A 21,264-nucleotide genomic window follows, 5' to 3' on the forward strand; every position below is an offset into this window, starting at 1 on the left:
TCCCCGTCGAACGGATGCGCGGCGCTCGGGCGCCGCGCTTTCTCCTCCCCGCTTTTCCCTCCGCGTTCCCCGCCGATTTTTCGCGCGGTTGCCTCGCCGCGCCGTTTGAAAATACACTCGATGATTCCACGCCGCGCGGCCTGAGCGCGGCCACCACGAGGACTTCATCGCATGATCGATCTGCGCAGCGACACCGTCACCCGCCCGGGCCCCGCCATGCTTGCCGCCATGACCCGCGCCGAAACCGGCGACGACGTCTGGGGCGACGACCCCACCGTGCTGCGCCTCCAGGCGCGCGTGGCAGAGCAGGCGGGCAAGGAAGCGGGCCTGTTCTTCCCGAGCGGCACGCAGAGCAACCTCGCCGCGCTGATGGCGCATTGCGGACGCGGCGACGAATACATCGTCGGCCAGCTCGCGCACACCTATAAGTACGAAGGCGGCGGCGCGGCGGTGCTCGGCAGCATCCAGCCGCAGCCGCTCGATAACGCCGCCGACGGCTCGCTGCCGCTCGAGCGCATCGCCGCCGCGATCAAGCCGATCGACGACCACTTCGCGCGCACGCGTCTGCTGGCGCTCGAAAACACCATCGGCGGCAAGATTCTGCCGCCGGCCTATGTCGCCGAGGCCACGCAGTTCGCGCACGACCGCGGACTCGCGACGCACCTCGACGGCGCGCGCGTGTTCAACGCGGCGGTCGGCTCGAATCAGCCGTTGCAGGCGCTCACGGCGGACTTCGACTCGGTGTCGATCTGCTTTTCGAAAGGGCTGGGCGCGCCGGTCGGCTCGGTGCTGGTGGGCAGCCGCGCGCTGATCGAGTCGGCGCATCGCTGGCGCAAAGTGCTGGGCGGCGGCATGCGCCAGTCGGGCGTGCTGGCGGCGGCGTGTCTCTACGCGCTCGATCATCACGTCGAGCGTCTCGCCGACGATCACGCGAACGCCGCGCGCCTCGCGGCCGGGCTCGCGCAGATCGATGAAGTGAAGGTGATGTCGCACGCCACCAACATGGTGTTCGCGCAGTTTCCGCAGGCCGACTGCGCGCCGCTCGAAGCGTGGCTCAAGGAGCGCGGCATCCTCACGCAGATGCTCTACGCGTCGCGCTTCGTCACGCATCTGGACGTGAGCGCCGCCGATATCGACACCTTCGTCGACGCCGTGAAGGCGTACTTCACGCGCTGATCCAGCCGGGCGCGGGTTGCGCAATCCATCGCGCAACCCATCGCGCAACCCGTCTCGCAACCTTCCACGCGCGCGCCGCGTCAGCGCTTCACCGGCCCCGCGCTAATGCCCCGCGCGGTGCGACGGCGCGAACAGGCGCAAGCCGCTCACGATGCTCGCCGCCGCCGAGAACGCCGCGCCCAGACCGAGCGCGAGCGTCGGGCCGCGCGAACCCACGATCCCGAAACACAGCGCCACGAGCGCCGCGCCCGTGGTCTGCCCGAGCAGACGCGAGACGGCGATGGTGCCGCTCGCGCCGCCGCTGCGCTCGGGCGGCGCGGCGGCCATGATGGCGCGCAGGTTCGGCGACTGGAAGAAACCGAAGCCCGCGCCGCAGATCGCCATGCGGATCACGATGTCGGGCACGCTCGGATGCACGGGCAGCATCGCCAGCGACGCCATGCCCGCCGCGAGTATCGCCAGGCCGATCGCACCGAGCAGGCCCGGCGGATAGCGGTCCGACAGCCGCCCGGCGATCGGCGCGGCGGCGGCCACCACGACCGGCCACGGCGTCATCAGGAAGCCGGTTTCGACCTGGCTGCGCATCAGCACGGTTTCGAAATAGAACGGCAGCGAAACGAACGCGAGGCCTTGCGCCGCGAACGAGCAGACCGCGGTCAGCGAAGACAGCGCGAACACGGGCCGCTTGAACAGATCGACGGGCAGCATCGGCGCGGGATGGCCGGCTTCGCGGCGGATCAGCAGCAGGCCGAACACCAGCGCGATCACGGCGGCGATGCCGACTTCGCGCAGCGGCGCGCGCTGCGCCGCCTCGCCGAGCGCGAAGATCAGCGCGGCGAAGGTGACGAGATTGAGCAGCGCCGCGAGCGGATCGAAGCTGTGCTTGCCGCGCGCGGTGTGCGGCAGCGCGGGCATCGCGAAGACGAGCGCGAGCGCGCCGAGCGGCACGTTGATCGCGAACAGCCACGGCCACGTGCCCGCCGAGAGAATCAGCGACGCGACGGTCGGGCCCACGGCGAACGACACGCCGACGATTAGCGCGTTCATGCCGAGACCGCGTCCGAGCCGGTGCGTCGGATAGAGGAAGCGGATCAGCGCCGTGTTGACGCTCATGATCGCGCTCGCGCCGAGGCCCTGCAGCACGCGCGCCGCCGCGAGCGCACCGAGCGTGGGCGAGACCGCGCAGGCGAGCGAGGCGACCGTGAAGATCGCCAGCCCCGCAATATAGATGCGCCGATGCCCGAGGATGTCGCCGAGCGCCGCGAGCGGCAGCAGCGTGGCGACCATCGCGAGCTGATACGCGTTGATGATCCAGACCGAAGCGGCGGGCGCCGCGTGCAGATCGGTGGCGATGGCGGGCAGCGCCGTGTTGGCGATCGCGGTGTCGAGCGTCGCGAGCGCGACGGCGAGCATGATCGCGGCCATCGCACGGCGGTTTTTCGCCGACATGGGCTCGTCGGCGCGCGGCGTGGTGTCGGGCTGCGCGGTGTGGGTATCGGACAAGGCGGCGGTCTCGGGCGAATCGAAGGGCAAGCGCAAGGCAGGCGCGCGCGACGCGCGCTGGTGCAATTGTTACAGACGCGGCGCGTTCGTGCAGCGCCTGCTTCAAAGCGTGAGGTGCTTGTAAGGCGGCGCGGTGTGCATTTTTGGCGTCGGGATTTTTGCGCCTCGAATGTCGTCGTCCGGCTGATGGAACGCAACTAACAGCCAAACTGGCCGCGTCCGCCCGAGTCGCCCGTCTCGCGTGCCGTGAGCGCTCGTGCAACGAGGCGAACCAGGCGCGTTTGCGATGGCGCGCCGCCGCACGCGATCTCAAAATGTCCTAATCTGCAAACTGATCTGCGCCCGCGGGCCAAGGTGAGGATGCGGCGCGAGGCGAGTCACGCAGGCTCGCGTGCGCCTCGCCCTGCATCGGTCCGCGTACCCGGCGTGCACCCGAACGGTGCTCGCGCGCAGCCCCTGAACGAACGCGCGCCGCCGCATCGACATGCAACGCGGCGCGTCGCTTTTCCGGGAGGCATTCGATGACAGCAGTCGGTCTTGAGTTCGACCAGTTGAAGAGCAGCGCCGATGCGCTGCGCCGTTCCATCTCCAATCGCCTGATGTACGGCGTCGGCAAGGACGCCGTCACGGCGGCGCCGCAGGACTGGCTGCACGCCGCCGCGCTCGCGGTGCGCGACCGCCTCGTCGAGCGCTGGATGATCACCACGCGCCGCCAGTACGACCAGGACGTCAAACGCGTCTATTACCTGTCGATGGAATTCCTGATCGGCCGCACGTTCTCGAACGCGCTGCTCGCGCTGGGCATCCATGATCAGATGAAAGAGGCGCTCGCCGACGTCGGCGTGGATCTCGATTCCGTGATCGACCTCGAACCCGACGCCGCGCTCGGCAACGGCGGCCTCGGCCGTCTCGCGGCGTGCTTCCTCGACTCGATGGCGACGCTCGGCATTCCGGGCTTCGGCTACGGCATCCGCTACGACTACGGCATGTTTCGCCAGCAGATCATCAACGGCGAGCAGGTCGAAGCGCCCGACTACTGGCTGCGCTCGGGTAATCCGTGGGAATTTCCGCGCCCCGAGGTGCAGTATCCCGTGCACTTCGGCGGGCGCACCGTGCAGCGCGACGGCCACGTCGAGTGGATCGACACGCAGCACGTCAACGCGATGGCCTACGACACCGTGATTCCCGGCTACGCCACGAGCGCGACCAACACGCTGCGCTTGTGGTCTGCGCGCGCCGACGAGGAGCTCGACCTTTCGGCGTTCAACAAGGGCGATTATCAGCGCGCGGTGGAAGCGAGAAATATTTCGGAGAACGTATCGCGTCTGCTCTATCCCGACGACTCGACGATGGCGGGCCGCGAGCTGCGTCTGCGTCAGGAATACTTCTTCGTGTCGGCGACGATGCAGGATCTGATCCGTCGTTATCTGCGCACGCACAGCACGTTCGGGCGCTTCTCCGACAAGGTCGCGGTCCATCTGAACGACACGCATCCGGTGCTGGCGATTCCCGAGTTGATCCGCCTGCTCGTCGATATCCATCACATGCCGTGGGACGAGGCGATGGGGCACATCAAGCGCGTGTTCTCGTACACGAATCACACGCTGATGCCTGAAGCACTGGAAACCTGGGACGTCGAACTATTGGCGCGCCTGCTGCCGCGTCACCTCGAAATCATCTTCGATATCAACGCCGCGTTCCTGCGCGAAGCGAGCGAGAAGGGCACGCACGATCTCGACTTCATCCGCCGCATTTCGCTCGTCGACGAATACGGCCAGCGGCGCGTGCGCATGGCGTATCTGGCGATCGTCGCGAGTCACAAGGTGAATGGCGTCTCGAAGCTCCATTCGCAACTGATGACGCGCGATATTTTCGGCGACTTCGCGCGGCTCTATCCCGAGCGCTTCACCAACGTCACGAACGGCATCACGCCGCGCCGCTGGCTCGCGCAGGCGAGTCCGCCGCTGGCCGCGCTCGTCGACGAAACCATCGGCACGCGCTGGCGCACCGATCTGTTCGAGTTGGGCGCGCTGCGCAAGCTCGCGGGCGATGCGGCGTTCGAAACCGCGTTTCGCGCGGCCAAGCGCGAGAACAAGGTGCGCCTGATCCGCCGGCTCACGGCGCGCACGGGGCTGTCGTTCAATCCCGATGCGCTGTTCGACATGCAGGTCAAGCGCATCCACGAATACAAGCGGCAGTTGCTCAACGTGCTGCATGTGATCACGCGCTACAACCGCATTCTCGCGGAGCCCGAGCGCGACTGGGTGCCGCGCGTGGTGGTGTTCGCGGGCAAGGCGGCGTCGGCGTATCGCATGGCGAAGATGATCATCCGCCTTATCAACGACGTGGCCGAGAAGATCAATCACGATCCCGTGGTGGGCGACCGGCTCAAGGTGACGTTCGTGCCGAACTACGGCGTGAGCGTGGCCGAAGTGCTGATTCCGGCCGCCGATCTCTCCGAGCAGATTTCGACGGCGGGCACCGAGGCGTCCGGCACCGGCAACATGAAGCTCGCGCTCAACGGCGCGCTGACGATGGGCACGCTCGACGGCGCGAACATCGAGATCCGCGACGCGGTGGGGCCGGAGAATATCTTCATCTTCGGGCACACGTCCGATCAGGTCGATGCGCTGCGCTGCTCGGGTTATCGCTCCCGTCAGGTCTACGAAGAAAACGCCGAGCTGCGCACCGTGCTCGACCAGATCCGCACGGGCTTCTTCTCGCCGGGCGATCCGGCGCGCTACACGGATATCTTCCACACGCTCGTGGATTGGGGCGATCACTACCTCGTGCTGGCCGACTATGCCGCGTTCGTCGAGGCGCAGGAGGCCGCCGACCGCCGCTTCGTCGACGTGCCGGGCTGGACCGCGAGCGCGATCGAGAATGTCGCGGGCATGGGGACGTTTTCGTCGGATCGGGCGATTGCCGAATATGCGCGCGACATCTGGCACACGCGGCCGATCGATCTGGAGTGACGACGCGGGCGTGGCCGGAAAACAGGTAGCTGGCGGGAGAAGCTGGCTGGGTGCGCGGGCCGCTTATTGTTGCCAGGGGCCGCGCGGTGTGCGGATCGGGTGACTGCTCAGGCGCCGCCGCTCAGGCTGCCGGCGTGGCGCCGGGTGCAGTGGGTGCGGCGGGCGCTGCTGGGGCGTCGGCCTTCGCGGCGCGCACGGCCTGTTCGACGCGTTCGAGGAAGGCGCGGTCGCCGCTCGTGACGGCTTCGCGCGGCGCGCCGCCCACCACCACGATCAGGCGGTGCGAGACTTCTTGCCAGATCCACGCGAGCCAGCCGACCACGATCAGCATCACGCCGCAGCCGAGCGCCGCGCCCGAGCCCCAGACGCCGCCGGCCGCGGCGATGGCCACGCCGATCAGCGAGATCACAATGGGCACCACGCGGCTGCGCTCAACGGTGACGATGCGAGTGTCTTCGATGTCGCGCATCGCGATGACCTGACCGGCGGCGGACAGCGAGGTGCGAGTGACCGTCACGGCCGCTTCGTTGAAAGGAAGTTCCATCGATTCGAATGCTGCGAGTGGAAAGGCCGCAGCGTACCAGAAGCGCGCGCGCGGCGGCAGGTCCTGTGCTGCCGCAGACCGCGTGCGGAGCGCGAGAAGCGGCTGTACAAAAGAGAAAGGGCGTCCCGAGGGACGCCCTTTTTTCGCGCGCGCACCACGCCCGCAAGGCGGGCGCGGCGTCGTGCGTGCTTAGAACTTGTGGCGGATGCCGACGCGAACGGCGAGCTGGTTCTGCGAACCCGAGCCCGACGGCGCGAAGATGCTCGACGACGAATCGCCGATCTGCGCCTGCACCGGCGTGCCCTTGTACGAGCCCGACGCGTCTTCGAAAGCGACCAGGCCGTAGACGTCCGTGCGCTTGCTCAGCGCGTAGTCGACCGAACCGTTGACCTGGTTCCAGTGCGCCGTGAAGAGGCCCGAAGCGCGCGAGTACGTGTAGCCGACCGCGCCCGTCAGGGCCGGCGTGAAGGCGTACTTCACGCCTGCTTCGTACGCGTTGTACAGCGTCGACGAACCCGTGATCGGCTCGAAGCGCGTGTTCGTCCACAGCAGCCATGCCGTTGCCGGGCCGAACACGTAGCGGCCGCCGAAGCCGAACGAGCGCAGGTCGCGGATCGCGCTGACGGCCGTGCTGACGTTGGCGAGCGAGGTCGAGAACGTCGTCGGCGATGCGGCTGCCGGGTACGTGATGTCGGCGTATGCGCCGCCGATGCTGAACGGACCGTACGCGTAGTTCGCGCCGAAGCTGTAAGCGCGCGACGAAGCCGTCGTGCTGCCCGACGGTGCGCCGGCGAACGACGTCGTGTTCGAGAAGCCATACAGGCCGCCGAACGTGAAGCCCGAGAAGTTCACGCTCTGGAACTTGACCGCGTTGCTGATACGGCTCGACGTGAGCTGGTCGACGTCGTTGACGTGGTACGCCCAGTTGCCCGACACCGTGTTGCCGCCGGTCGAGTACAGCGAACCGAGGATGTCCGTGTTGAACGAGTATTGACGACCGAACGTCAGCGAGCCGATGTTGTTTTGCGTCAGACCGACGTAGGCTTGACGGCCGAACATCGAGCTACCCTGGCCAGCCGTGCCGTTGCCGCTGTTGAAGCCGTTTTCGAGCACGAAGATTGCCTTGAGGCCGCCGCCCAGGTCTTCCGAGCCGCGCAGGCCCCAACGGCTGCCTTGCGCCACGCCGTCACCGTACTGGAATGCCTTCGAGCTGCCCTTCGTCGCGTTTTGCGTGTGATTGATGTAGCTCACGCCTGCGTCGATCAGGCCATACAGGGTCACGCTGCTTTGAGCGTGGGCCGCGCCCGCGATGGTTGCAAGGATAGCGGTGGTCAGAATTTTCTTTTTCAACTGTTGCTCCGGATGAAGGAAAAGTATGTGCCGGCCTCTTTTGGGCCGGTCTGTGCGACGCGCTGCAATTTAAGGGTCGAGGACGAAAGGATTGTGACAGTAAGGAAATGCCACATGAATGTCGCTACTCTGTGGCGTAAATGCGACAGCGGGCTTGCCGACGGGAGCGAACGGCGCAAATCGAGCGCTGGCGCGGCTCGCGAGGCGATAGGAAAGAAAATCCGGGCAAAAAAAGCGCGATTTAGCGCGTTATAAAATTTTCTGCTTTCAACGATTGGATTTCGTATATGGATCGCTTTTTATGGTGGTTTTATTGGCGAATCCATTCGATTTATCGACGCAGGGAATGAGTCGCGCGTGGCGTGTTTTATCGAATTCATGAAGTTGGGATTGCGAAATAATCCGTAAAACGATCTGCCCGGCAATGGAGATGGACGTGTGCAGTCATGGCTCATCGGTGCGATGAGCCATGACAAAACGGCGAGGGGAGTTACAGCGAGAGCAGCGAGCCCGTGCGGATCGGCGTGTCGCCGGCGATGCGCGCGACTTCCATGCCGGCCGTCGCAAAACGCGCGCTGTGACGCGCGTACATCACGCCGCTCACGCTGGTGTGCAGCGTGACCAGCTCGTCGGTGAGCGGATCGACGATATCGGCGACCGGCGCGCCCGCTTCGAGCCATGCGCCGCATTCGGCGCGGAACACGATCACGCCGCTTGCCGGCGCGACGATCGGCTCCGTACCCGCGAGCGGCGTGGCCGGATGCGCGAGCGGCGGCAGCGGGGCGGCCGCGCCGGCAATCACGCCGCGCGCGGTCAGATACTCGACGATCGCCTGGGCGTCGTGCTCGGCGAACTCGTGCGAGACGTCGCGCTGGCTGCGCAGTTCCACCGTCACCGAAATCGAGCCGTGCGGAATCGGGAAACGCTCGCCGAAGCGCTCGCGCAGCTCGCTCCAGCAAAAGCTGTGAATCTCGTCGAACGGATTGCCGATCGAATTCAGCGCCAGCAGCGACGCCTTGGCGTCCAGATAGCGCGCGAGCGGCTCGACTTCCGGCCACAGCTCCGGGTTCGTGTAGATGTGCATCGCGGCTTCCCAGTCGCAATGCAGGTCCAGCACGATGTCGGCGTCGTACGACAGGCGTTGCAGCGCGAGGCGTTGCGAATCGAGTTCGGTCCTCGGCTGCTGCGCCGCGAGCGCCTCGCCCATCGCGTGGCGGATGGTCTTGAGGTTCGCGGCGGCGTCCGTGCCCAGGCGCGCCTCGATGTGCGGCAGCACGAGCGCCGTGAGGTCGTGGAAATTGCGGTTGAAGTTCTGCGCGGTGTTCGATTCGAAGCGGCCCACGAGATGGCCGAGCCAGTGCTGGTTCAGGCCGATAGGATTCGCCACCGGCACGATCACGATCTCGCCGCGCAGGCGTCCGGCGGCTTCGAGCGCGGCGAGCTTGCGGCGCAGCGTCCACGAGACGAGCATGCCGGGCAGTTCGTCGGCGTGCAGCGACGACTGGATGTAGACCTTCGGCGCGCCGGTCTGGCCTGCGGACGGATCAGCCGCCGGGCCGTAGTGGAAGCTCGTGATCTGTCGCGCGGTACCGAGCGCGGGTGCGATCAGCGGATGGTTGCGGGTTTGCATGATGAGTGCGTGCGACGCGGTTGAGCGCGAGGCGCGTTCGGAGTGGCAGTAGGTTTGGTCCGCGGGCGGACCGGTGCCCATGATCTTAGCCGATATGCGCGGTGGGCTGAATCGGGGTGCTGGTGCGACCGTTCGCGCTCGCTGAGCGGCGGCGCGCGCCATGCGCGTCGTGATGTGTGGCGTCGCGCAAACGATTGCGATCCGGTCGGGCGTTTTTTCCGGCTAATACGGATTCCTTAAAAATAGCGATTCTACGCAAACGTTTTCGCGTTTTAGCCCTTTAAAAATGGATCGGAATGCAAGAGAAACATTTTGGAATTTTTTGTAAGTGAGCCATTCAGGAAGCTTACGAGGCGCCGATATCCCGCACTAATCCGGCGCGAAACAGCCGGTTCCGACAAAGGTGATGGGGATGAATCGGTTTTACCGCGTGGTTTGGAATACGAGCACTGGCGTATGGCAGGTCGTCACCGAGTTGGCGCGCGCAAGCGGCAAACGCAGCGCGCGACCGGCGCAGGCCGCATGCGTGCGGCGCGAGGCGTTGGAGGCATTCGATGCGTTCGAGAGCGGCGCGCCTGGCGCGCGCCGCGCAGGGCGCGTAGGCGCGGCGTTGCTCGCCTGCCCGGCCGTATTGCTGTTCGCCCTCGGCGGCGCGAACGCCTGGGCTGACACGACGTCCGCGGCGTATAACGCGGGCGGCGCAATGGGTGTGGGCGGCGCAGCGGGCACGGCAGGCGCGGGCGGCTCGGGTGGCAGCTTGGGCGGCAATGGCGACGACGGCGGTGCGGGTCTCTGGCTCGGCAGCAGCGCGAACGCGCAAGGCAGCGGCGGCACGACACCGAACGGCTCGGGCGGCGCGGGGCAGACGGCGCAAACGATCAGCACAGGCACCGTCACGGTGACCGGCGACGCAGTCGGCGGCGGTGGCGGTGGCGGCGCGGGTGCGCAGCCTGTTCCCGGTGCGACGATCGGCGCCGGCGGCAACGGCGGCACGGGCGTCGTGCTCGACGGCGCGACCGTCGGCGGTCTATCGATCGCGGCCGGCGTGACGGTCGCGGGCGGCGGCGGCGGTGGCGGCGGCAACAACGACATTGGCTTTCCCGACGCGCCCGGTGGTGCAGGCGGTGCGGGCGGCGTCGGCATCCAGGCGGTTTCGACGTCGGGCCAGGCCACCATCACGCTCGGCACGGGCGCGTGGGTGACGGGCGGTGGTGGTGGCGGCGGCGGCAATGATGAATCCGGTATCGGGTCCGGGTCCTCGCCGTCGGGCGGCGCGGGCGGCATCGGCATCGTGGCGAGCGGCCTGAGCATCGTCAGCAACGGCGGCAAGATCACGGGCGGCGACGGCGGCACGAGCGGCAACAGCTATGACGGCGGCATCGACAGCGGCGGCGTGGGCGGCGCGGGCGCGGCGGCCATCAGCGGCGACAACCTGAGCGTCACCAACAACGCAGGCACGATCCGCGGCGGTAACGGCGCGAGCGCCTCCTCCAACGGTCCGTTTGGCGGTGGCGTCAGCGGCAGCGGCGGCGCGGGCCTCGCGGGCAACAACATGGTCGTCGACAACAGCGGCACGATCAGCGGCGGCACCGGCGCCGACGCCGCGTCGGACGTCATTTTCTATAGCAGCACGGCCGGTTCGGGCGGCGCGGGCGTGAGCGGCAACAACCTTACCGTCACCAACCGCGCGGGCGGCGTCATTCAGGGCGGCGCAGGCGGCGCGGGCGGCAGCATCGGCATCATCTTTCCGTTTCCGGTCGCGGTGACGAGCGCCAACAGCGGCGCGGGCATCGTCGGTTCATCGCTGGATATCGACAACGACGGCACCATTTCGGGCGGCATTTCCGGCGGCGTGCAGGCCAGCGCCATCCAGTTCACGGGCGGCACGAACTCGCTCACGGTTGGCGCGCATTCGATCATCAACGGCGCGGTGGAACTGGGCGCGGGTGTGAGCGCAACCATCAGCAGCACCGCGAGCGGCGCGACGCTCGGCGCGATCCAGCTCGACGACAGCGCGTCGCAAGTGAACTTCGGCGGCACCACGCTCAACGTGACCGGCACGATTTCCGGCGCGGGCAAGGTCGACGTGAGCAGCGAGAGCATCGTCACGCTGAGCGGCGTGAACACGTACAGCGGCGCGACGTCGATCGACTCGGGCGGCACGCTCGCGCTGTCGGGCGCGGGCAACATCGCCAGTTCGTCGATCGTGAACGATCTTGGCACGCTCGATATCTCCGCATCGTCCGGCGCGGTGGCGATCTCGCGTCTGACCGGCTCCGGCCGCGTGGCGCTCGGCGCGAATGCGCTCTCGCTCACGAACGCCAACGCGGGCGATAGCTTCGCGGGCGTGATCGGGGGCACCGGCAACGTGAACCTGCTCGGCGGCGCCGAAGCGTTCAGCGGCGCGAACACCTACACCGGCGCGACCAACATCGCCCAGGGCGCGACGCTCGCGCTCGCGGGCAACGGCAGCATCGCCGGCTCGCGGACGGTCGATGTCGAAGGCACGTTCGACGTGTCGAACTCGGCCTCCGCCGCGGTGAAGGGACTGAGCAGCACGGGCACGACCGGCACGGTCGCGCTCGGCGCGCGCACGCTCACGTTGACCGGCGCAAGCGCGGCGACCAGCTACGGCGGCGTCATCACGGGCACCGGCGGCGTGACCGTGACCGGCGGCACGCAGACCTTCACGGGCGTGAACACTTACAGCGGCGCGACGACGCTCGCGGGCGGCGCGGTCGTCGTGAATGCCGACAGCGGCCTCGGCGCCTCGACCGGCGCGCTCACGCTCAACGGCGGCACGCTGCGCTGGGGCGCGAACTTCGCGCTCGCCTCGACGCGCGCGGTCACGCTCGGCGCATCGGGCGGCACGTTCGACACGAACGGGCATACGGCGTCGATCGCCCAGGCCATCGCGGGCAGCGGCGGCCTCGTCAAGACCGGCGCAGGCACGCTGACGCTTACCGGCGTCAACACCTACACCGGCGCGACCACGATCCTGAACGGTACGCTCGCGCTGGCGGGCGCGGGCAGCATCGCGCGTTCGAGCATCGTGAGCGATTACGGCACGTTCGATATTTCGGCGACCGACAGCGGCGCGACCGTTGCGGGTCTCGTCGGCACGGGCTCGGTCGTGCTGGGCACGCGCAACCTGACGGTCGTCGACGGCTCGACGGTCTTCAGCGGCGCGGTCAGCGGCACCGGCGCGATCCTCAAGCAGGGCAGCGGCACGCTGATCCTCAACGGCGACAGCTCGGCCTATGCGAACGCGACCGAGATCTCGGGCGGCACGCTCGAAGTCGGCGACATCGACCACAGCGGCGCGATCCTCGGCGGCGACGCCAACGTGATTTCGAGCGGCATCCTGCGCGGTCACGGCACGATTCTCGGCAACGTTTCGAACAGCGGCACCGTCGCGCCGGGCGGCTCGATCGGCACGCTGACCGTGAACGGCAACTACACGCAGGCGAGCAACGCGACGCTGTCGATCGAAGTGAGTCCGACGGCGGGCTCGCAACTGAAGGTCAACGGCAGCGCGACGCTCAACGGCGTGCTCGCGATTACCTACGACCCGGGCACCTACACGGCCACGCAGTACACCATCGTGACGGCGGCCAAGGGCGTGAGCGGGCAGTTCACGAGCGTGACCGGCACGCTGGAAAGCGGTGCGAATCTGAGCGGGCTGACGTCGACCGTGAAGTACGGCGCGAGCGATGTCGATCTCGTGTTGGCCGCCGATGCGTCGGGCACGACCACGCCGTCCACGCCGGTCGTGATCGCACCGGTCGAGACGAGCATCTACACGGCGCTGGGCACGGCCATGTCGATCAACGCCCAGCACACCAACGCCGCGCTGATGGCACGTGCGGGCGCGCAGGCGGCGCCGGGCGCGGCGCCCGACGCCTGGATCGACGCGACGGGCACGCAGACCAAGGTCGGCGGCAGCGCGGGCGAGCCGGGTTTCCAGGCGAACCGCTACGGCTTCCTCGCGGGTGTCGAGCGTCGCCTCGGCGAGACCACGGTCGGCTTCGCGGGCGGCTATGCGCATACCGATCTCGACGAGTCGCAGACCGGCAGTTCGGGCATGGCCGATACGCTGCGCGCCGCGCTCTACGGCAGTCGCTGGCTCGGTCCGGTGGGCGTATCGGCGACGGTCGGCTACGGCCTCGACTTCCTCTCGCAGAAGCGCCCGTTCGCAAGCGTGGGCACGGCAAAGGGCGATCACATCGGCCAGGAATTCACGACGGCGGCCCAGGCAAGCCTGCCGCTGACGCTGGGCAGCGTCGTGCTGACGCCTCGCGTGGGGCTGCGTTATGCGTACTTCCACGCCAACGGTTTCGGCGAAAGCGGCGCGGCGGGCCAGGATCTGCAGGTGGGCACCGACAACGTCCACAGCCTGCAGCCCTACGCCGAAGTGACGCTCGACAAGGCGTTCGGCGACGCGCTGCGTCCGGTCAACGTGCAACTGCGCCTCGGTTACGCGCACGAAGTGCTGGATGCGGGCCGCGCGGTCAGCGTCGCGTCGCAGGACGGCACGCTCTTCACCGCGCCCGGCACGAACCTGCCGCGCGGCTACCTGACGACCGGCGTGAGCGTGAGCATGCAGCCGCTCAAGCACCTCGACGTGTCGCTCGGGTACGACGCGCTCATCAATACGACGCACGCGTCGGCGCAGGCGGGCTCGGTGCAGGCGACCTACCGCTTCTGAGCGTCGCATCGCTGCGCGCACCGCAAAGCAAAAAGCCCAGACCGAGGTCTGGGCTTTTTCCATCTTGCGGACCGCACGTCGGCGGTCGCAAGAAGGGAACGGCGATGCTTAGTTGCCGTACACGTCGAAGTCGAAGTACTTGGCTTCGATCTTCTTGTACGTGCCGTCCTTGATCATGTCGGCGATGGCCTTGTCGATCTTCGCCTTCAGGTCGGTGTCTTCCTTGCGCAGGCCGATGGCGGCAGCGCCCGTCGGGATTTCCTTGCCCGCGAACTGGAAGCCCGCGCCGCGCGGGGTCTTCAGGAAGCCGAGGTCGGCTTGCACTTCGTCTTGCAGCGCGGCGTCCAGACGGCCCGAGATCAGGTCGGCGTAGACCTGGTCCTGGTTCTGGTAAGGCACCACGTTCACGCCCTTCGGCGCCCAGTTTTCCTTGGCGTAGGTTTCCTGGATCGTGCCTTGCTCGACGCCCACCGACTTGCCCTTGAGCGAGTCAGCCGTCGGCTGGAAGCTCGTGCCCTTCTTGGCGACGAGGCGCGTCGGCGTGTTGAACAGCTTCGCCGAGAACGCGATCTGTTCCTGGCGCTGCGGGGTGATGGTCATCGACGAGAGCACGCCGTCGAACTTCTTCGCCTTCAGGCCCGGAATCATGCCGTCGAAATCCTGCTCGACCCACACGCACTTCGCGTTCATGCGCTTGCAGATTTCGTTGCCGAGGTCGATGTCGAAGCCGACCAGCTTGCCATCGGGTGCTTTCGATTCGAACGGCGCGTAGCTCGCGTCGACGCCGAAGCGCACGGTGGTCCAGTCCTTGGCTTGGGCGGCACCGGCCGAGACGGCCAGCAGGGCAACCGACAGGGCGGCAAGCAGTTTCTTCACTATGTGTACTCCTCGTATGGTTCAGGGCGCGCGGCGTGCGGTCGTGCCGCCGCCGTGCTGTGTTCCGGCGCGGCTCGCGCTGGAACTGTGGTGGCCTCGCACTTCACGTTTGAGCGTGTTGCGAGCGGCGCCGCAAAGCTTACCCGGTCAAAATTGCTGCGTCGCTAGTGAAATACCGGATGGCGGGCGAGCCAACGCTCTAACGGTCGCCGGCGAATCGATGACGCCGGCCGCAAAGCCTTGCTGGACAAGGCGCGCGGCGTATCGGCGCAAGACCGCGGCGCGCGTGCGGGAGCGCGCTTGCGATGCTCTGCCGCAACAGTCGGATGATTGCGCGAGCACCGATACGGCGCAAGGCGCGGTACCTGAAGGGAAGTTGAAATCGAAACGACGGCGCGCCGTTGGCTTGATCGACAGCCTCAGCGCGCCGTTACTGCAACGCAGCAATCTTGCGGCTTCTACTTCAATGCATGCTTAAAGCGTGCTCACCACGCGCTCACACCACGCGCTGCCCCGCGCGCCACGTCGCGCGCGGCACCGGCAGCGCATCGAGCATGGTCACGCGCACGAAGTCGGCGCGCAGGCCTGGTTCGATCGCGCCGCGGTCGTGCAGACCGGCCTTGCGCGCGGGCTCCCACGACACCGTGGCGACGGCGCGCGGCAGCGTCCAGTCGGCCTTGGTCACGAGGTCGAACGCGGCGGTCAGCAGGCTCGACGGCACGTAGTCCGACGAGAGGATGTCGAGCAGATCCGCCTGCGCCAGTTCGAGCGCCGAGACGTTGCCCGAATGCGAGCCGCCGCGCACCACGTTCGGCGCGCCCATGATGGTGGCGATGCCGCGCTGCTTCGAGGCTTCGGCGGCGAGGCGCGTGGTCGGGAATTCGGCCAGCACGATGCCTTCTTCCGCGGCCTGCTCGACGTGCTCGATCAGCGTGTCGTCGTGGCTCGCGAGCGGAATGTTGCGCGCGCGGCAGCGCCCGACGATCTCGCGGCGGTGCGCATCGGCGTAACGCTCCTGCTCGGTGGCCATTTCGGCGAGCAGGTTGTCGGCGTGCTCGTCGGTCCATTTGCCGTGGCGCTCCTGAAAGCGGCGCCACTGCGCGCGGTCATGCCATTGGCGCTGGCCGGGCGTGTGGTCCATCACCGAGGCGAGGCGCAGCAGCGGATGCGCGCTGAGCGTATCGAACAGCTCGATCACGTCTTCGGTGGCGATCTCGCAGCGCAGATGCAGGAAGTGATCGGCGCGCAGCAGCTTGCGTTCGGTGAAACGCGACAGCGCGGCGGCGCTCGCAAGCTGCACGTCGCGGCCGCGCACGCCCACGGAAAGACGCGTGCCGATGGCGAGCGCGTCGAACACCGTGGTGATGCCCGCGGCGGCGATCTGCGCGTCGTGGATCACGAACGCGGCGTCGATGTTCCACTGCACGCCGGGACGCGGCGCGAGGTGTTTTTCGAGGTTGTCGGTATGCAGTTCGACGAGGCCGGGCAGCAGGAAATCGCCTTCCCAGTCTTCGGCTTCGGGCGCGGCGCTCGTGCCGCGCGACAGCTCGCGGATCATGCCGTCTTCCACGCGCAGCGTGCCGGTGAATACGTCGTCTCGCGTCACGATGCGAGCGTTGGTGATCAACATCGTCGGGCTCCGGAAATCAGGTCGTCATCAGGGTGGGACGCGTGCGGCGCACAGGCTTCAGTGTGCGCGCGGCGCGTGACACAGTGCAGTTTCTTCGCGTCGTTTTTCAGGCGACGGCGCGGGCTTCCATCCCGGCTTGCAGGCCGATCGGCGCGCGCGGCGCGGCGAGCGTCAGCACGCGCGTGGCGACGCGCTCGCGCGTGTCCTCGTCATGGAACACGCCGACGATCGCCGCGCCGCGCTCGCGCGCCTCGACGATCAGTTGCGCGACGACGGCGCGGTTTTCCGCATCGAGCGACGCCGTCGGTTCGTCGAGCAGCAGCACGCGATGCTGCGCGATCAGTCCGCGCGCGATATTCACGCGTTGCTGCTCGCCGCCCGAGAACGTGGCGGGCGCGAGCGGCCACAAACGCTGCGGCACGTTCAGGCGCGCGAGCAGCTGCGCGGCCTGTTCGCGCGCTTCGTCTTCGTCGATGCCGCGTGCAACCAGCGGCGCGGCCACGATATCGAGCGTGCTCACACGCGGAATCACGCGCAGGAACTGGCTCACGTAGCCCACCACGTTGCGGCGCAGACGCAGCACGTCGTGCGGTTCGGCGCCCGTGATCGCCAGATGCTGTTGCGGCAGCGCGTCGTCGCGGATCGCGATGGTGCCGCCGCTCGCGAGATAGTTGCCGTAGAGACAGCGCAAAAAAGTGCTCTTGCCCGCGCCCGACGGGCCGACGAGCACGACGCATTCGCCGCGTTCGACATCGAGCGACACGCCCGCGAGCGCCTCGATGCCGATGCCGCCCTGGCCGTGCAGCGTGAAGGTCTTGCGCACGTCTTCGGCGCGCAGCATGAGCGCGGGGCGCTCGGCGAACGCGCGCGCGGATGAGGGATTGAGTGTCATCGTGTTCACCATCCTAGACCGGCAGCACCGAGGCCACCAGCGTCTGCGTATAGGGATGCTGCGGGTCGTCGAGCACCTGATCGGTCAGGCCCGATTCCACGACCGTGCCGCCTTGCATCACCATCAGACGATGCGCGAGCAAACGCGCCACGCCGATGTCGTGCGTGACGATCAGCACCGAAAGATGCAGCGTGGTCGTGAGCGTGCGCAGCAGGTCGAGCAGGCGCGCCTGCACGGAGACGTCGAGGCCCGCGGTGGGCTCGTCCATGAACACGAGGCGCGGACCGGTAACGAGATTGCGCGCGATCTGCAGACGCTGCTGCATGCCGCCCGAAAACGCCGACGGCAGTTCGTCGATGCGCGTGGCGTCGAGCTCGACGCGCGACATCCATTGCTGCGCGGTATGGCGGATCTGTCCGTAATGACGCGCGCCCACGGCCATCAGCGGCTCGCCGATATTGGCGCCCGCCGAAACGCCCGCGCGCAGTCCGTCGCGCGGATTCTGCTGCACGAAGCCCCATTCGGTGCGCGCGAGCAGACGGCGCCGCGGCTCGGAGAGCGTGCGCAGATCGAGCGTCTCGCCGTTCACGTTCAGGTAGTTCAGCGCGCCGGAATCGGCGGCCGTGCGCAGCGCGAGCGTGTTGAGCAGCGTCGTTTTTCCCGAGCCCGATTCGCCGACGATGCAGAGCACCTCGCCGGGATACAGGTCGAAGCTCACGTCGCGGCAGCCGTTCTTGCCGCCGAACTGTTTCGTGAGCCGGCGGGCGCTGAGAAGCGGCGTCATGCGTGTTCTCCCGGTTGAACCGCTTTCTCGTCCAGTGAAGACGATTCGGCATCCTGATGTTCGCGTCGATCGTGGCAATAGTCGCTGTCCGAGCAGACGAACATGCGCTTGCCCGCATCGTCGACGATCATTTCATCGAGAAAACTTTCGCGCGAGCCGCACAGCGCGCACGCGTGCTCCCAGCGCTGCACCTCGAACGGGTGATCGTCGAAATCGAGCGATTTCACCGGCGTATAAGGCGGAATCGCGTAGATGCGGCGCTCGCGGCCCGCGCCGAACAATTGCAGCGCGGCATTCATGTGCAGCTTCGGATTGTCGAACTTCGGGATCGGCGAAGGCGAGGTCAGATAGCGGCCGTTCACCATCACGGGATAGTCGTAGGTGGTCGCGATGCTGCCGTGCTGCACGATGTCCTCGTAGAGCTTCACGCTGATGAGTCCGTAATCGGCGAGCGCGTGCAGCTTCTTGCACTCGGCCACGCGCGGCTCCAGGCGGTACAGCGGCTCAGGCATCGGCACCTGATAGACGAGAATCTGCTTCTCGGTGAGCGGCGTTTCGGGAATGCGGTGGCGCGTCTGCACGATGGTCGCTTCGCGCGTGCGGCGCGTGGTGGCCACGCCCGTCGTGCGCGCGAAAAAGCGGCGGATGTTCACGGCGTTGGTCGTATCGTCGGAACCCTGGTCGATGACCTTGAGCGTGTCGTTCGCGCCGATGATCGCCGCCGTCACCTGAATGCCGCCCGTGCCCCAGCCATACGGCAGCGGCATTTCGCGCGAGGCGAACGGCACCTGGTAGCCGGGCACCGCCACCGCTTTGAGCAGCGCGCGGCGGATCATGCGCTTGGTCTGCTCGTCGAGATAGGCGAAGTTGTAGCCGTCGGCGGCCTGGGTTTCGTGCGAGGCGAGCGCCGTGTCGAACGTATCGGGAGCGTTCATGCGGCTTCTCCTTCGTGCTGCGCGCGCAGGCGGCGCACGAGTTCGAGTTCGGACTGGAAATCCACGTAATGCGGCAGTTTCAGATGCTGCACGAAACCCGAGGCCTCCACGTTGTCGCTGTGCGAGAGCATGAATTCGATGTCCTGGGTGGGCGAGGCGAGCGTCTCGCCGAGTTCTTCCGCACGCAGCGCGCGATCGACCAGCGCCATCGCCATCGCCTTGCGTTCCGCGTGGCCGAACGTGAGGCCGTAACCTTGCGTGAAGGCGGGCGGCACGTCCTTGCTGCCTGCGAACTGGTTGATCATCTGGCACTCGGTCAAATCGATTTCGCCGATCTCGACCGCTTCGCCCAGTTCGTCGAGCACCATTTCCACGGCCACCGAACCGAAGCGGATCTCGCCCGCAAACGGATGCGAATGCGCGTAGCCGCGCTGCGTGGCGTAGCCCATCGCGAGCAGAAAGCCTTCGTCGCCGCGCGCGAGGTTTTGCAGACGCACCGAGCGGTCGGCGGGAAACGACAGCGGTTCGCGCGACAGATCGCCGGGTTCGGCGGCGTCGGGCGAGGCCGTTTCCTGTTCGATCAGCCCTTCCTTGTCGAGCAGCGTGACGACGCGCGGCATCGGCTCCGATTCCTGCTGTGGCTGTGCGGGCGAAATTGATTCGGTATCCGTATTATTATCGTCTTCCGCGAGCAGCGCGAAGTCAAGCAGACGCTGCGTGTAATCGTAAGTCGCGCCCAGCACCTGGCCGCCGGGCACGTCCTTGAAGGTCGCGGAAATGCGGCGCGCCACCGCCATGTTTTCCGTTTCCACCGGCAGCGTATAGCCGAAACGCGGCAGCGTCGTGCGATACGCACGCAGCAGGAAGATCGCTTCGACGAGATCGCCCGCGGCCTGCTTGATCGCGAGCGCGGCGAGTTCCTCATCGTAGACCGAGCCTTCGGCCATCACGCGCGCCACGGCGAGGCGCATCTGTTCGCGGATCTGCGCGACGCTCAACTCGGGCACGGTCGTGTCGCCACGGCGTGCCTTGTCGAGCAGACGCCATGATGCTTCGATCGCGCGCTCTCCTCCTTTGACGGCGACGTACATCAGTTCACCTCCACGCGGGTCGTGCGCGGCAGGCCCATGAGGCGGTTGCCGCAGACGAAATAGAAGTCGATGCCGCACGGAAAGCGCGACGCGAGCGCGGCGCGTTCCTGCCAGAAACGCGCGGGCAGTCCGGCGGGCGCGATGGTGTGCGTCGATGCGATGCCGGGGCCGCGCAGCGTGAGCGGCGCGCCTTCGGTCAGCGAGTCGACGCGCACGAACACGGTGGCCGACTGCTCCGGCGACTCGGGCGTGCCGCTCGCGAACGCGTCGAGCGGCGGCAGTGCGGCGGCGTCGTTCACGTAGGCGAACGCGGCTTCGCGCGCCGTGTCGGCGAGCGGCGCGTCGGCGTGAAAGCGCAGCGCGGCGGCGAGCGCGGCGTCCGGCTGCGCGAGCCAGACCGGCGTGGCGTAATCGGCGAGCGTGAGCAGGGCCGCGAAGGCGGCGAGGCCCGCGCGGTCGTGCGGTTGCGGCTGCGATTGCGTCGATTGCGTCGACATGGCGGAAGCGGCGGCGGGCAGCGGCGTGTCGATCACGCCAATCGTGCCGGGACGCGCGAGCGCGTCGAGCAGCGTGCGGAACACCGTTTGCGTGTCGTGGACCGGATCGGCGAAACCGGGCGCGAGCGCTTCCAGCATCGCGTGGGAGTGCGTGTGTGTCAGAGCGTCGTTCATGCGTCGCCTCGAACCATCGTGAAGAACTCGACCTTGGTACTGGCCGCTTCGTCGCGGCGCTCGGCGCGCTGCGCCGCGAGGCGTTGCGCGAGCGGCGCGATCAACTCGGCATGGAGTTGCGCGTGGCGGGCGGGCTGTTGCAGGAGCGCGTCGGCGAGCGCGGCCAGTTCGGCGCGGCGCTTGTCGCGGCCCAGATGGCAGGCGACGCCGACCGTGGCCGTCTCGCCGTCGTGCGCGCGCAGCCGCAGCGTGGCGCGCGTGACCGTGGCCTCGCCGAGATTGAAGGCATTGCCGGTGCCGCCGACACGTCCACGCACCATCGCGAGACCTGTCTGGGGCGGCCGCAGCCAGTCGTAGGCAGGCGCCGGAGCGCCGCCGAGGGCGCGGGCGAGCGCCGTTTCGAGCTCGGCGCGCGAGGTGCGCGCGAGCACCGCCATCCAGGCGCGCCGGGCGGGGGAGCCGGCGGCGGAGGACGGGGCGGAAGATGCGTTCATCGGAG

15 protein-coding genes are annotated in these 21,264 nt (G+C 67.6%); 3 read left to right on the plus strand and 12 right to left on the minus strand.

Features of this window, described 5'->3' with window-relative positions; translation table 11 throughout:
* Positions 1 to 171 precede the first annotated feature (171 nt).
* Positions 172 to 1,176 carry a low-specificity L-threonine aldolase gene (gene ltaE, locus SB764_RS07430; protein WP_065057617.1) on the plus strand — a complete coding sequence of 335 codons (1,005 nt, stop codon included), beginning with the start codon at positions 172 to 174 and terminating at the stop codon, positions 1,174 to 1,176.
* 102 nt (positions 1,177 to 1,278) lie between these two features.
* Here the strand turns inward: ltaE and SB764_RS07435 are convergent, their stop codons facing one another.
* Positions 1,279 to 2,625 carry an MFS transporter gene (locus tag SB764_RS07435; RefSeq protein ID WP_080180825.1) on the minus strand — a complete coding sequence of 449 codons (1,347 nt, stop codon included), beginning with the start codon at positions 2,623 to 2,625 and terminating at the stop codon, positions 1,279 to 1,281.
* A gap of 575 nt (positions 2,626 to 3,200) precedes the next feature.
* Here SB764_RS07435 and SB764_RS07440 point away from each other — a divergent pair.
* Complete coding sequence (locus SB764_RS07440) at positions 3,201 to 5,654, plus strand: glycogen/starch/alpha-glucan phosphorylase (RefSeq protein ID WP_065057618.1); 2,454 nt, start codon at positions 3,201 to 3,203, stop codon at positions 5,652 to 5,654.
* Between the two features lie 121 nt (positions 5,655 to 5,775).
* On the opposite strand, the gene SB764_RS07445 is transcribed toward SB764_RS07440, so the two are convergent.
* The 3 genes from SB764_RS07445 to SB764_RS07455 all read right to left on the minus strand — a co-directional run bounded on the left by SB764_RS07445 (position 5,776) and on the right by SB764_RS07455 (position 9,178).
* On the minus strand, positions 5,776 to 6,198 hold the full coding sequence (locus SB764_RS07445; protein WP_065057619.1) for a DUF6232 family protein: 423 nt from the start codon (positions 6,196 to 6,198) through the stop codon (positions 5,776 to 5,778).
* A gap of 189 nt (positions 6,199 to 6,387) precedes the next feature.
* Complete coding sequence (locus SB764_RS07450) at positions 6,388 to 7,548, minus strand: porin (protein ID WP_065057620.1); 1,161 nt, start codon at positions 7,546 to 7,548, stop codon at positions 6,388 to 6,390.
* A 490-nt stretch (positions 7,549 to 8,038) separates the two neighbouring features.
* Positions 8,039 to 9,178: a succinylglutamate desuccinylase/aspartoacylase family protein gene (locus SB764_RS07455; RefSeq protein WP_410863085.1), complete on the minus strand. Its 1,140-nt coding sequence runs from the start codon at positions 9,176 to 9,178 to the stop codon at positions 8,039 to 8,041.
* A 412-nt stretch (positions 9,179 to 9,590) separates the two neighbouring features.
* On the opposite strand from SB764_RS07455, the gene SB764_RS07460 reads away from it, so the two are divergent.
* Positions 9,591 to 13,886, plus strand: coding sequence for an autotransporter domain-containing protein (locus SB764_RS07460; protein WP_410863087.1), 4,296 nt, complete (start codon positions 9,591 to 9,593; stop codon positions 13,884 to 13,886).
* A gap of 108 nt (positions 13,887 to 13,994) precedes the next feature.
* Here SB764_RS07460 and SB764_RS07465 read toward each other — a convergent pair whose 3' ends face one another.
* The 8 genes from SB764_RS07465 to phnG all read right to left on the minus strand — a co-directional run bounded on the left by SB764_RS07465 (position 13,995) and on the right by phnG (position 21,259).
* Positions 13,995 to 14,762: an ABC transporter substrate-binding protein gene (locus SB764_RS07465; RefSeq protein ID WP_065057622.1), complete on the minus strand. Its 768-nt coding sequence runs from the start codon at positions 14,760 to 14,762 to the stop codon at positions 13,995 to 13,997.
* 496 nt (positions 14,763 to 15,258) lie between these two features.
* Positions 15,259 to 16,392, minus strand: a complete 1,134-nt coding sequence (locus SB764_RS07470; RefSeq protein WP_065057623.1) for an alpha-D-ribose 1-methylphosphonate 5-triphosphate diphosphatase — start codon at positions 16,390 to 16,392, stop codon at positions 15,259 to 15,261.
* Between the two features lie 106 nt (positions 16,393 to 16,498).
* Complete coding sequence (phnL, locus tag SB764_RS07475; protein WP_156773561.1) at positions 16,499 to 17,284, minus strand: phosphonate C-P lyase system protein PhnL; 786 nt, start codon at positions 17,282 to 17,284, stop codon at positions 16,499 to 16,501.
* 13 nt (positions 17,285 to 17,297) lie between these two features.
* The gene (phnK, locus tag SB764_RS07480; protein WP_074981256.1) at positions 17,298 to 18,068 is read right to left on the minus strand and encodes a phosphonate C-P lyase system protein PhnK; all 771 of its coding nucleotides are present in this window, start codon (positions 18,066 to 18,068) and stop codon (positions 17,298 to 17,300) included.
* On the minus strand, positions 18,065 to 19,003 hold the full coding sequence (locus tag SB764_RS07485) for an alpha-D-ribose 1-methylphosphonate 5-phosphate C-P-lyase PhnJ (RefSeq protein ID WP_074981258.1): 939 nt from the start codon (positions 19,001 to 19,003) through the stop codon (positions 18,065 to 18,067). The genes phnK and SB764_RS07485 overlap by 4 nt, the downstream gene beginning before the upstream one ends.
* Positions 19,000 to 20,094 carry a carbon-phosphorus lyase complex subunit PhnI gene (locus SB764_RS07490; protein WP_074981260.1) on the minus strand — a complete coding sequence of 365 codons (1,095 nt, stop codon included), beginning with the start codon at positions 20,092 to 20,094 and terminating at the stop codon, positions 19,000 to 19,002. The genes SB764_RS07485 and SB764_RS07490 overlap by 4 nt, the downstream gene beginning before the upstream one ends.
* Complete coding sequence (gene phnH / locus SB764_RS07495) at positions 20,094 to 20,765, minus strand: phosphonate C-P lyase system protein PhnH (protein ID WP_410863090.1); 672 nt, start codon at positions 20,763 to 20,765, stop codon at positions 20,094 to 20,096. Before phnH ends, SB764_RS07490 begins: the two co-directional genes overlap by 1 nt.
* Positions 20,762 to 21,259 (minus strand): phosphonate C-P lyase system protein PhnG, encoded by a 498-nt coding sequence (phnG, locus tag SB764_RS07500; RefSeq protein ID WP_410863092.1) that lies wholly within the window; start codon positions 21,257 to 21,259, stop codon positions 20,762 to 20,764. The genes phnH and phnG overlap by 4 nt, the downstream gene beginning before the upstream one ends.
* Between the last annotated feature and the right edge of the window lie 5 nt (positions 21,260 to 21,264).

The organism is Paraburkholderia sp. SIMBA_027, assembly GCF_046535315.1.
Lineage (GTDB): Bacteria > Pseudomonadota > Gammaproteobacteria > Burkholderiales > Burkholderiaceae > Paraburkholderia > Paraburkholderia tropica.

Excerpts from the sequence above, each read along its gene's own strand:
- ltaE (WP_065057617.1), top strand. The coding sequence starts at position 172 with ATGATCGATCTGCGCAGCGACACCGTCACCCGCCCGGGCCCCGCCATG.
- SB764_RS07435 (WP_080180825.1), bottom strand. The coding sequence starts at position 2,625 with ATGTCGGCGAAAAACCGCCGTGCGATGGCCGCGATCATGCTCGCCGTC.
- SB764_RS07440 (WP_065057618.1), top strand. The coding sequence starts at position 3,201 with ATGACAGCAGTCGGTCTTGAGTTCGACCAGTTGAAGAGCAGCGCCGAT.
- SB764_RS07445 (WP_065057619.1), bottom strand. The coding sequence starts at position 6,198 with ATGGAACTTCCTTTCAACGAAGCGGCCGTGACGGTCACTCGCACCTCG.
- SB764_RS07455 (WP_410863085.1), bottom strand. The coding sequence starts at position 9,178 with ATGCAAACCCGCAACCATCCGCTGATCGCACCCGCGCTCGGTACCGCG.
- SB764_RS07460 (WP_410863087.1), top strand. The coding sequence starts at position 9,591 with ATGAATCGGTTTTACCGCGTGGTTTGGAATACGAGCACTGGCGTATGG.
- SB764_RS07470 (WP_065057623.1), bottom strand. The coding sequence starts at position 16,392 with ATGTTGATCACCAACGCTCGCATCGTGACGCGAGACGACGTATTCACC.
- phnL (WP_156773561.1), bottom strand. The coding sequence starts at position 17,284 with ATGACACTCAATCCCTCATCCGCGCGCGCGTTCGCCGAGCGCCCCGCG.
- phnK (WP_074981256.1), bottom strand. The coding sequence starts at position 18,068 with ATGACGCCGCTTCTCAGCGCCCGCCGGCTCACGAAACAGTTCGGCGGC.
- SB764_RS07485 (WP_074981258.1), bottom strand. The coding sequence starts at position 19,003 with ATGAACGCTCCCGATACGTTCGACACGGCGCTCGCCTCGCACGAAACC.
- SB764_RS07490 (WP_074981260.1), bottom strand. The coding sequence starts at position 20,094 with ATGTACGTCGCCGTCAAAGGAGGAGAGCGCGCGATCGAAGCATCATGG.
- phnH (WP_410863090.1), bottom strand. The coding sequence starts at position 20,765 with ATGAACGACGCTCTGACACACACGCACTCCCACGCGATGCTGGAAGCG.
- phnG (WP_410863092.1), bottom strand. The coding sequence starts at position 21,259 with ATGAACGCATCTTCCGCCCCGTCCTCCGCCGCCGGCTCCCCCGCCCGG.